General features: G+C 66.3%; 14 protein-coding genes. 6 read left to right on the top strand and 8 right to left on the bottom strand.

What is annotated here, in order from left to right; genetic code table 11:
* Positions 1-94: 94 nt before the first annotated feature.
* From ACWCXX_RS39295 to ACWCXX_RS39285, 3 genes are all read right to left on the bottom strand, one after another.
* Entirely contained in the window at positions 95-610 is a 516-nt protein-coding gene (locus ACWCXX_RS39295) for a hypothetical protein (protein ID WP_451135852.1), read from the bottom strand.
* A 344-nt stretch (positions 611-954) separates the two neighbouring features.
* The gene (locus tag ACWCXX_RS39290; protein WP_451135850.1) at positions 955-1,191 is read right to left on the bottom strand and encodes a hypothetical protein; all 237 of its coding nucleotides are present in this window, start codon (positions 1,189-1,191) and stop codon (positions 955-957) included.
* Positions 1,192-1,440: 249 nt separating this feature from the next.
* On the bottom strand, positions 1,441-2,196 hold the full coding sequence (locus ACWCXX_RS39285; protein WP_451135848.1) for a hypothetical protein: 756 nt from the start codon (positions 2,194-2,196) through the stop codon (positions 1,441-1,443).
* A 325-nt stretch (positions 2,197-2,521) separates the two neighbouring features.
* On the opposite strand from ACWCXX_RS39285, the gene ACWCXX_RS39280 reads away from it, so the two are divergent.
* The gene (locus ACWCXX_RS39280; RefSeq protein WP_451135846.1) at positions 2,522-2,731 is read left to right on the top strand and encodes a hypothetical protein; all 210 of its coding nucleotides are present in this window, start codon (positions 2,522-2,524) and stop codon (positions 2,729-2,731) included.
* A gap of 158 nt (positions 2,732-2,889) precedes the next feature.
* On the opposite strand, the gene ACWCXX_RS39275 is transcribed toward ACWCXX_RS39280, so the two are convergent.
* A complete protein-coding gene (locus ACWCXX_RS39275; protein WP_451135844.1) occupies positions 2,890-4,185 on the bottom strand; it encodes a pentapeptide repeat-containing protein in 1,296 nt (431 codons plus the stop codon).
* A gap of 99 nt (positions 4,186-4,284) precedes the next feature.
* Here ACWCXX_RS39275 and ACWCXX_RS39270 point away from each other — a divergent pair, with 99 nt between their 5' ends.
* Both ACWCXX_RS39270 and ACWCXX_RS39265 read left to right on the top strand, forming a co-directional pair.
* Positions 4,285-4,746: a hypothetical protein gene (locus ACWCXX_RS39270; protein ID WP_451135842.1), complete on the top strand. Its 462-nt coding sequence runs from the start codon at positions 4,285-4,287 to the stop codon at positions 4,744-4,746.
* 127 nt (positions 4,747-4,873) lie between these two features.
* Complete coding sequence (locus ACWCXX_RS39265; RefSeq protein WP_451135840.1) at positions 4,874-5,230, top strand: hypothetical protein; 357 nt, start codon at positions 4,874-4,876, stop codon at positions 5,228-5,230.
* Between the two features lie 69 nt (positions 5,231-5,299).
* On the opposite strand, the gene ACWCXX_RS39260 is transcribed toward ACWCXX_RS39265, so the two are convergent.
* Positions 5,300-5,857: a zinc finger domain-containing protein gene (locus ACWCXX_RS39260; RefSeq protein ID WP_451135856.1), complete on the bottom strand. Its 558-nt coding sequence runs from the start codon at positions 5,855-5,857 to the stop codon at positions 5,300-5,302.
* Positions 5,858-6,178: 321 nt separating this feature from the next.
* Positions 6,179-6,535 (bottom strand): peptidase inhibitor family I36 protein, encoded by a 357-nt coding sequence (locus ACWCXX_RS39255; protein ID WP_451135838.1) that lies wholly within the window; start codon positions 6,533-6,535, stop codon positions 6,179-6,181.
* A 655-nt stretch (positions 6,536-7,190) separates the two neighbouring features.
* Here ACWCXX_RS39255 and ACWCXX_RS39250 point away from each other — a divergent pair.
* Positions 7,191-7,646 (top strand): peptidoglycan-binding domain-containing protein, encoded by a 456-nt coding sequence (locus ACWCXX_RS39250; RefSeq protein WP_451135836.1) that lies wholly within the window; start codon positions 7,191-7,193, stop codon positions 7,644-7,646.
* A gap of 392 nt (positions 7,647-8,038) precedes the next feature.
* Here ACWCXX_RS39250 and ACWCXX_RS39245 read toward each other — a convergent pair whose 3' ends face one another.
* Positions 8,039-8,197 (bottom strand): hypothetical protein, encoded by a 159-nt coding sequence (locus tag ACWCXX_RS39245; RefSeq protein WP_451135834.1) that lies wholly within the window; start codon positions 8,195-8,197, stop codon positions 8,039-8,041.
* A gap of 37 nt (positions 8,198-8,234) precedes the next feature.
* A complete protein-coding gene (locus ACWCXX_RS39240) occupies positions 8,235-8,789 on the bottom strand; it encodes a hypothetical protein (protein ID WP_451135832.1) in 555 nt (184 codons plus the stop codon).
* 548 nt (positions 8,790-9,337) lie between these two features.
* On the opposite strand from ACWCXX_RS39240, the gene ACWCXX_RS39235 reads away from it, so the two are divergent.
* Both ACWCXX_RS39235 and ACWCXX_RS39230 read left to right on the top strand, forming a co-directional pair.
* A complete protein-coding gene (locus tag ACWCXX_RS39235; RefSeq protein WP_451135854.1) occupies positions 9,338-10,105 on the top strand; it encodes a transposase in 768 nt (255 codons plus the stop codon).
* 40 nt (positions 10,106-10,145) lie between these two features.
* Positions 10,146-10,529, top strand: coding sequence for a hypothetical protein (locus ACWCXX_RS39230; RefSeq protein ID WP_451135830.1), 384 nt, complete (start codon positions 10,146-10,148; stop codon positions 10,527-10,529).
* Positions 10,530-10,616 lie beyond the last annotated feature (87 nt).

Below are 10,616 nucleotides of genomic sequence, written 5' to 3'. Positions count from 1 at the left end.
TCAAGCCCCCACCCTCCGGATAACGCATACCACCGGCATATCGCAGGGATCATGAACCGTCACTACCCGACGACAACCCGAAAACCTCAGTAACTCATGCGGCGAATGCCTTCTGCACCGCTTCGCGGAACCGCGTTGAGGTGGCGAAGGCCATGTTGCTGGTCTGCTGGTACGCCGCATCGTGGTGCAATTCGATGAGACTGCGCGCAATGGCCAACAGTGACATCGCCCAGTGGTAGAGCTCCTTCGACTCCCCGAGCTCGATCTCAGCGATTGCTTCATTCATTCGGGTAGTAAGCCTGGCTAGCTCGTCATGGTTTGCCCTCTGCTGGTCTTCGCTAAGGGGGGCACCAGCCCCGATGCTCGCGCCGTCATGACACGACGCGGCCAGATGACTCAGGGCCCTGTAGTGCAGGTTCAACTGGACGCAGGCATCCAGGCGACGACCTCGAAGCCACTGCTTGCGCTGCGCTTCGGCCTGAACATCTGCCTGGTAGCGCGCAGCCTGACCCTGGAGGCGACCAGCCATTACGGCGCCGCCCGCCCCGATCGCAGTGCCTAACAAGGCTCCTGCGGCCGCGATCAGGCCTACGAGAGCCTCGCTGTCCATCCGTCCCCCCGCTCCAGCAGTCCGTGAACTCGCAGCGTGACACCTGGTCACCGTGCCAAGCGACCGTGCTCAAGTCCTTCGTGCTGACGACTGTATCGAGTTTCAACAAGGCCGAGTTCAGCAGCCGCCGGTGGGGGCTTCAGTCGTGGGGGCGGCGTAGCGCTTGAACTGCAGATGCGGGGTCCTCTCGATCGAGGTCACAGCCCACCCCGCCCCGGACGACATCCGACGTCACCACCAACGGCGCTGAGCTGAACGGGTGACGGGTGGCCCTACTCAGGACCTCGAGATCACCCCGTGGCGGGTTTCTGGCATACCTGGGGCACACCCCTACCTGGGCAGGACTACACGGTGACACCAGATGCCCGGTTCTCGGCGTTGGAAAGCTGGGCCGGCTCCGTACGGGGAGAGTCCTCGTACCAGCAGAACGGGCGCAGGACATCCGCGGCCGCGAAAGCCCGGGTTGCGGCCCCGACCACGCTGCCCGGCTCGACACGGGCCCCGTCGATCGAGGCCAGCATCCGGGCCCCGTGATGCTCGCACCCCGCGGCCGCGCCGCCGCTGCCGTCGAGGACTGTCACTGCGTCCTGCGGACCAGCGCACGGGGTCGGGTCGTCAGAGTGCGCAGCGGAACACCGGATGCTGTCCTGTGGGGTGAGGTCCAGGTCCACGGCGGTCTCCTGCGGGGTGCTGGGCTTGTTCGGCCAGTCTGGCAGCGTCTACTGACAGCCGGGGCGAAAACCAGGCGAGTTCAGTCGACCTGGTGGTCGTCGTGCCAGGCCGAGGGCGGCATTGACAGGCCGGGGACACCACGACTGCGCCCCAAGCGGTCAGACCAGCGCTTCCACCATGGCGAGTTCTGCCCGAAGGTCGAAGCCGGCACTCGATCCGCCCGTTGCAGGCATCGGCGCGGACACTCGCAGAAGGCGCTGGGGCGGGGGGCAGTACGGGTTCTCGGTCTCGATGACCTCGGTGTCCAAGGCGTTGGCCCAGCGACCCAGACGGGTCCTGAGCACGTCTTCTTTACCCACCAGTTCGGCGGACGCGTGCCTGCTCCTCCACTCCCACACGAGACGCTCTCCAAGTTGCTGCTCAAGGTTCTGGATCCGGGCCAGATTCGGGTATTTGTCGCCCGTGGCAGCGGTGAGTACTTCAACCTGATGGAGCTGGAACGCCCTGGCTGCGGGGTTCTTTCCCTGGTGCGGGTTTGTGGGGCTTGCCCAGCCGCAGGAGCAGGAAGCGTTCCAGCCGTCCACGTGTGTGTAGCAGCCGCGGCGGACTGGGTTATGGCTTTCGATCGTGCGCGTGTGGCCGGGTGTTCGGAGAGCCTCGCCGTAGGCCGGCCTGCGATGGATGCGCACGGCATTCCCTGAGGGAACGTGCCTGACGAGCGGCGGCGCCTCTAGTTCCTGAATCGGGGTGTAGTCGTCAGGGTGTTTGCCACCCAGGGTCCAGATGCTTTGGCGCTGGGTGATCTCAGTGATACGGAGAGGTCCGTCAAAGTGGTCGGTGATGTCACCGAGGCGGACCTGCGCGGGTGCCAGGACGTAGGTGATGTAGCCGTCTTTGGGGGCATGTCCGGTCATGGACAGCATTCTGGCGAGCAGCAGTCTTGATTGTGACGTCTTGACACCATCTGGTGAACGTGGCGGCTTGGCGCACAGTCGTGCCCCCGGGCCAGAGCGCTGATCCGGGGGCACAAGGGGCTGGGGTGAAAACCGATCACCGGTGGTGAGTCAGACCCAGCCCGGGGACACCGTACCGCCAGCACACATCTGGTAGGCCATACGGGCAGGCCTGCGTGGCCCACGTGTCGCATGGTGCAGGGGAAGGCCCCGAGCTGGGTCTGAGCGCCTGTGCGCCCCGTCTGGCCCCTCCCCGGGGGCGGACCTGGGACGGACCGTCGGGAGCATGGGCGGATCCTGCGGGAAGTGCCACAGCCTGTCGGTGCTCGACGATCTGGTGCACGTCGCTCCTGGGGAGTGGTGGTGCGAGAGGTGCTGGGAGGACTGGGCGTGCGACGGCCTGGTCGAGGGCCGGAACCGGGGCGAGGACGACTCGCCGACCATGCCGGCTGGTGACCCGGATGAGGCGCAGCACCGGCGAGGGAGGGCGGCGTAGGGGCCGCGCCCGGATGCTGCCCGGCCCCTGGTGCGCCCGGGTGGCCGTATGGCGCCCCAGGGGGCGTACAACGCCGCTGGCCACCATTCCTGGCGGTGGCCGCGGCAGTGCGGAAGTTTGGCGCGCGGGGGCGTATACGACCGATTCCGCCCCCAGCCCTACGGCAACCAAGCAGAAGCAAGGACGATCGTTGCAGGAGCAGGAGTTCCGATGGCAGTGAGAAGTCCAGTAGGAACCGGACCCATGGCACTACCGAAGCCCACGGTGCCACCAGTGAACCTCGCGCCGTTGAAGTCCACCGTGGCCCCGGAAAACCCCGCGTCGCTGAAGTCCACCGTGGCTCCGGAAAACCTCGCACCGAAGTGCACCGTGCCGCTGGAGAACGTCGCGCTGCCGAAGTACACCGTGCCGCCGGAAAACGCGGCGCGGGTGAAACTCACGGTGCCGCCGGAGAACGTGGCGCGGAGGAAGTACACGGCGCTGCCGGAAAACGCGGCGCGGAGGAAGTACACGGTGCCGCCGGAGAACGCGGCGCCGCTGAAATTCACCCCGCCGCCGGAGAACACTGCGTAGCCGAAGTCCACGGTGCCGCTGGAGAACGCGGCGCCGCTGAAGTCCACGGCGCCGCCGGCGAACGTCGCGGCGCCGAAGTCCACGGCGCCGGCGAACGTCGCGTCGCTGAAGTCCACAGTGGCGCCGGAGAACACCGCACCGCGGAAGTCCACAGTGGCGCCGGAGAACGCGGCGCCGCTGAAATCCACCCTGCCTCCAGAGAACACGGCGCCGCGGAAGTCCATGTCGCCGTCGATGGTGACGCCGGTGAGGTCGAGGTCACAGCCTTGCCAGGAACGGTGGGCTCCCTGGGGGCGTCGGTAGTGGTCGCCAATGAGGCGCAGGATGGTGTGCCGGACCTTACGAAAGGCCAGGTAGCCGTGCCGTTCCTCTTGGTGGGCGGGGTCGTCGCCCGGGTCGGGGGTGAAGGGGAGTTGGAGGTAGGCGCACAGGACGTCGATGCAGGTCTGACGGAGGCTGTCGTCGGGGGCGTCGTCGGCGAGGCCGGCCAGGGCGTGGACCCCGCCGAGTCGGACTGCGGGTGAGTCGGATCCGAGTTTGTCGACGGCCTGGGAGAAGCGCTCGGTGTGGAGCCGGGTTGCCTCGCGGTGGGCGCCGGCTTCGTCGACGCGCTGGCGGCGGTAGGCGACAACCAGGGCGACGAGTGCACCGGCCCCGGCTACCACCCCGAAGGAGAGCTTCACCAGGTCGAAGAGCGTCTTCGCGTCGAGCTTCGCGGTGGTGTCGATCTCCTGGAAGTCCAGCAGGGCGATCAGGCTGTAGAAGACGCTGCCCGCCGCCAGGATCGCCGCAGCGAAGATGGCTATCAGGGCCCAGCCAACCTTCCAAAGACGTAACTCCCGGCCGTCTCTGGCCGCCCGCGGTCCTCGATTCGCTGCCATGCAGTGGACGATAAAGCGCGGCCACCTCCAACACGGGCGCTTTCGTCAGCTGGCCGCTAGAGGACCGATTCCTCCTTCTCGGGCCACTGGATCGCGTATATGGCGGTGCGACTGTTCCACCGCGATCTGGGGCAGGGTTCACCAGTCGCCGGACGGTCCGGCGCGGGGAGGGAAACCCTGATGAGCCAAGATCTGAACGCTGAGCTGTCCCGCATCTATGAGCGCTGCATCGAACAGGTACGTACGATCGCCGCGCTCGACCCGACCAAGCCCGTGACGGACTGGGACCAGTACACCTGCACGTCCGCCAACGAGTTCGCGTCGGACGTCGAGATGGCGTGGGTCGGGGCTCATCCCGAGCACGAGGTGCGTGATACGTACTGGGCAATCATGGGCGGCGTTCCCATCGAGCGTGAAAGCGTCACTGGAGACTCGCCTACGCGATACATCACGTACGGGCTGACGTCCTTCGCCCGTGTCCTGCAGTGCATCGAGGCCATGCGCGTTGGCCGATTCGACCCGCACGTGCCAGGCGGCATCATCCGAAACGACGAGGACTGAACGGATCAGACGTGCCGGAGCATGCCAACACGTCGGCTTGCTGGCGTGCTGGACAACCGCCCCCACGAGAGCCCGTTGGCTGCGATGCTCGGCACACGACACGACCCCTTCCATCTTGGAGAGCAGCATGGAGCTGAGTGCCACCGGCGACCCCGTCGTGACGCAGGAGGATACCCAGGTGGAGGTCGGCCTCGACCTCCAGGCGGGCACGCTCGTCCTCACCCAGGACGGCACGGATCTCGTTGCCTACCACGCCTTGGTGGAGTTCGCGTCGCCCCGAGAGATGCCTTGGACGGCGCAGCAGGTCAAGTTCTCGGCCCACGGGCCGGACGGCGCATCCGTGTCGCTGGTCGTGGACCTTCTCAACGACACCTGGGACGGGCCCCGGGACGGCATCCCCGAAGCCATCTGGCGGGTGGTGGCTCTCGCCGCGACGTTCGCCGGCGACGTCGGCATCACCTACATAACCCCTGGCCGCGCCTGATGTAGGCATCGGCTGTACTGGGCCTGACCGGGAGCGTGGACTGCGTGGTGTACGGGAAGGCCACAACTATCAGTCGGCTTGACGCCGAGGAGCGTGAGCCTCTGCGGTTTGCTTTCCCGTCGATGTCCGGCACAAAGACCCGGCTGGCTCCCCGCATGACGGGCAAGGAATCACTGCGGCCCGAGTGTGATCGAGGAGCCGGAGCCGGGGACCGTGAGTCTTTGCGGCTGCCACCGCTGTGCCTTGGTTGACACAGGCCGAACCTGGCTCGGCGGAACAGTAGGGGCACAGGAGCTGTTCCGCCGAGCGCTTGCGCTCCTCGGCGCGCCGCGCGTTCTCTTCCTCTTTCGCTTCCTGTTGCCTGCGGAGCTCCGCTTCCTGTGCCCTCTGTTCCTCAAGGATTCGCTCGTACGTCTCCGGGTGGTTCGGGCACGGCCCGTTCACGACGAGGTTCCACCGGCACGACGTGCTGCTGGTCGTGGATGCCCCGCAGCGGTTCTTCTCGTTGCCAGGACCGTGGTGAGGGCAGGGCTCGAAACGCGTATCGACCCTGCACGGCCTGCCGGTGGTCGCGCCGATGGCCCGGCAGATGCCAGGCCGGACGGCTGCTTCGCCTTCCCTCGCCATCTGCTCGGCAATGGCCGGCCAGTCATCGGAGTCGATCTGGCTGCGCCACCACTCCGCGGTGCCCTGCAGCGATACCCATCCTGTGCTGTCCACCCGGAACCTGGGGGCGGGCAGCGCCTTGGCTACCTCCTCCGCACCATGTACGTCATCCACCTGGAACTCCTACTGCTCTGCGACTGGGGAGGCTGTCTGGATCTTGGCTTCCAGTAGGTGCCGAAAGTGAGGGATAGGGTGTCAGGCTTCCTCACGATGGCGGGTGACTTCATCCACGCTCCACCCGACGAACTCCGCTACGTCCTCGCTTGGCGTTCCGGCCTTCGATCAGCAGAGCGAAGTGCTTGCTGATGCTGCGGAGAGGAAAGCTCCGCCCAGGTTGTGGAGCCCCTGGTTGTTTCGCGGAAGGACCTTCTTGGTGCCCTTGTAGTTCGGCTGGCTCCATACGCACCAGACCTGCTTCGACACGTTCGCATCTGCTCTGGCCGCAGTCAGGCCCTGCCGCCGCACGTCGGCTGTGGCTGAGGTGTAGCTCGCCCAGTCGCCGCGACCATTGGAGTTCTCGAAGAGGCAGAACTTGCCCGGGGGGCACAGCTCTTGCGCTGCGGTGGTTTGCGGTGCGGCAGCGGCCAGGAAGGCGGCGGTCATGCCCACGGCGACCGTTGGCCAGAGCTTGCGCATCATGTCCCCTTTGGTTGGATGCGGAGATCATCGCGAGCAAAGAGGGGCGCCGCCATTCCCTAGACGGGTGGTTCCCAGGGGCGAGACGGGGCGTGGCCAGTTCGTCACCTGAAGGTTGGCGCGATGGTCGCGAGGCTGGCCCCGACCGTGGCGGCCCCGACGAGGAAGGCGCCCACGCGCCGGCTGTAGGTCCAGAGCCGGTGCCCGGGAGGCCAGCTGTCCGCCGCCCAGACACCCTCTACGGGCGTATTGGCTAGTCCTTGTTGGTGGGGTTGTCCGCCTGACAGGCCGTCCTGAATTCGACTGAGGCCCTGCCCTGCCCGCTTCCACGAAGAATGACGGCCCTGCGGGCGGGGCAGGAAGGGCGGCGTGAATTTCGAGTTCGAGTGCTGGCGCTGTGATGCGGACTGCGTGGTGTACGGGAAGCCCGGCCGAGGGTCGGCGACAAGCCCTCGTTCTTCCTCACGGTGAAATCGGGCCAGGCACCCGGACATGCTCCCTCAGCCGTACCCCGCCTGACCTGCTCCGGCCTTGCGCAGTACGGCACATTACTGGACATCCTTCATGATCCCGGCCCGCGCTCGGCGGGGCCCATGCCACAGTCGTCCGCGTCCAGAGCGGTCACCCGTGCTGCGGGTTGTCATGGAAAGGGCACCACATGCGATCGAGCAGGCTAGTGAAGGCATTCGCGACGGCCACGGCGCTGGCCGGGATCGCCGCCGGGAGCCTGGCGGCCTCCGGTACTGCCTTCGCGGTACCGGAGGAGAAGTCCCCGAGTCTGGTCGCCAGGCCTGCCTCGGCTACCGAGGTGGTCAACCTCGGGCTGAGCGTCTCACAGGCGAAAAGGGTTCAGCTCTTGCTGGCCTACGACTGGGGCTACACGGGAGCGGTCGATGGCCAGCTTGGAAGCGGCAGCTGGAAGGCCATGCAGGCTCTCCTGCGTAACTACGGCTACACCGGCTCCATCGACGGCATCGTCGGATCCGGGACTATCACGGCCCTTCAGCGGTTCCTGAAGTACTGGGGGCACTACTCCGGCGCAATTGACGGCGTCGCCGGATCCGGAACCCGGGCCGCGTTCGCGGCGTGGGCCAACACTCTGCCCATGGACTAGGTGTGGTGGTCGGGTAGCCGGAGCCCATTGCTGGGCCCCGGCTACCCGACCGGCACAACTAGGGTCTCCGCGCCGCCGGCTTGAACGACGCCGAGCGGGCCGCGCTCGACCAGGGCGTGCCCATCGGCGCGGCCGGGGCTACACCCTCCGCGTCACCCCGGTCCGCGGTCGTGTCGGTCATGGTCCCCCCGGGTTGATGCATGTGGGTCATCCGGGCCGACCCCGTGAAGGCCGACCCGGGGACAGGGTGTCAGGCTTCCTCACGGTGCCGGGCGACTTCTTCCACGCTCCACCCGACGAACTCCGCTACGTCCTCGTCCGGCGTGCCGGACGACCCCAGCCAGTCCTGCAGCGCATCGGCAAGGAACAGCGGCGTAGAACCGAGGCCCGGGTCAGATGAAGTCGGCGGCCGACTCCAGACGGCTGAGCACGTCCCGCCACTCCGCCGCGGGCATCACCCGGGCCGCCTTGCACAGGTCGACGGGGTGGTGCGCTGCAAGGGACGCGGCGACCTCGAGGAGAGCGATGCGGGGCCCATGGCCAGCGCGCAACCGAGTGGTTTCCAGCCGTGACTGGCCAGCGGGCCAGTCACGGCCCCAGAACGATACTCAGAAGGTCAAGTGCTCGGCGAATGCGGCGGTTCCAGACGATGGCCAAAACGAACAGGCACGCGCAGGCAATGACGACAGGCTCGGCACTATCGGCGAGGCTGAGTGCGGTAATTCCTATGGCCGCTCCGGCAAGCATCAGAGCTGAAACGGCAATGCGAAGCCACTCACGCTCGGACCGTGCCTGGGCGCTGTCGAGCTGGGCTTCATCAAGCAGGGCACCCACACGAGCTTCGCAGTAGCGGTCGGCAACGGTCAGCAGTAAGTCGGCGAGGTCACGCAATGCCGTGTTGGGATCAGTGTCAAGTCTGGCTTCGGCTTTGCGGAGCGCGGCAATGACTTGACGTGCATGAGTGTCCAGTGCCGCGCGGCGGGGAGACCGCCGAGGAATTGTGCCGCGCTGCTTGTACGCGGTTCTCAGGCCTCGGGCAACGGGTGCAAGTTGTCTGGAGACGTCGCGCAGTGCCTCGGTGCGCCGTTCGCCGCCGGCTTCTCGAGCCTTGGCGCATGCTGATATCGCGTTGGCGATTTCCATGACTAGGGCGTACCTGCGGGCGGCCCATAGCCATCTCGTGCCACCCTCCCCCATTACGGGTTGGGAGGATCGGCGGGAATCTAAGAAATATGTGGGCATGGCTGCGACACCCAGTGCCATGGCATAGAAGGGAACTGTAAAAACGTAAGACGTTAAGCGTGTAGTGACCTTATAAAATTCAAACCGTGAGTCTGATTGATATTGATCTGGTACATCTTTCATGAGATGGATGTAGATCTTGGAACTTGGCTGTAGAAGTGTCAGTCCAGTCCATAGCCCCAGCGTGAGAACAGCGATCAAACCGCAGTAGAGCAGCCATAATTGCAGGTGAACGCGGCGTCTCACAGCAACTCGTACACGTCCGGAGACTCGCCGTGTCAGGCCGAGCCTTCGAACATCAACGATGAGCTGCTCAACCCGTTGCGAGTCGCTGATTGTCGTCATGACGCCGCATCATGCCATGTGGTAGCTGGAAACTCCGATACGGATACTCAGCAGCGATCTAAGGGCTGTCCCGTAAGTGATCTTGCTCTGCGATGATCTCGACCGTGTCAGGCGTGATCACGGCATCCGAGCCGTCCTGGATAGTTCCGTTCACCGGTCTGAGTCCCCGCGTCTTCGGCAGGTTGGTGACCGTGCTGCGTCGCGAGGGTGCCGACTCCCCGGGCAGGGGCCGGCCGTGGAAGTTGTCGTTGGAGGACCGGGTGCTGCTGGTCGTCATGTACTGGCGGACGAACTTGACGATGCGACAACTGGCCCTATTGTTCGGTGTGTCGAAGTCAGCCGTGGACCGGGTGATCGACGACCTCGGCCCGAAGTTTGCGCTGCATCCCCGCCAGCGGTTCGCCAAGGACGCGGTGCTGATCGTGGATGGCACCCTGGTGCCCACCCGTGACCATAAGGTGGCCGAGCAGTCGAAGAACTACCGCTATTCCACCAATCATCAGGTGGTCATCGATGCCGACACCCGCCTGGTCGTGATGGTCGGCCGGCCGTTACCGGGCAATCGCAACGACTGCCGGGCCTGGGCGGAGTCCGGCGCGAAGGCCGCCGTCGGCAACACAATGGCCATCGCCGATGGCGGCTACCCGGGTACCGGGCTCGTCATGCCGCATCGCCGCCGCAAGGGAGAGGATCTGCCCGACTGGAAACAGGCACACAACAAGTCTCACAAGTCGGTTCGCGCCCGCGTCGAGCACACCTTCGCCCGGATGAAGACCTGGAAGATCCTGCGCGACTGCCGCCTGAGAGGCGATGGAGTGCAGCACGCGATGCACGGCATCGCCCGCCTGTACAACCTCGCCCTCACCGGATAGCCCCACCCTGCAGGGGAGCGGGGTCGCGGGCGGGGCGGCCTTGCCCCTGTACTCCGCTGAGGACATCGCCCTCCTGCCCCTCACCCGGCTGGCCGTCGACTGGCGCGCCGTCCGCACCGTCGCCGCGGGCCGCCGCTCCCCTCTCCACGCCCTCGTGCCCGTACCGCAGGTGAGGACCGGGGTTTGCTGGCCAAGGTCGCCCGGGATCGCCCGCGTCGGCCGGGCCGCAGTGGTGAACTGGCGTCACCACCTCGACTTCCCCGCCCCCCTGGCCGGCACCACCGTGCATCCCGAGTTTGACCGGCGTGCGGTCGTCGTGCGGCTCCTCGCGCACGACAAGATTCCCGTTTCCACAGGCGTGCTGGCGGGCGCCCAGGACGAGCTTCCAAGGCCGCTGCCCGCTCCGAGCTCGGACGGCTACTGAGGTTTTCAGGGTGGGGTCGGTGGGTTGATAGCCAGGCCCGTGGCGGTGAGGCAGCCGTCGATCAGGTGGGGCCGGATTTGGATTCTG

The sequence above is a fragment of the Streptomyces sp. NPDC001732 genome (assembly GCF_053596315.1).
This window is presented reverse-complemented; position numbering and strand designations above follow the sequence as displayed.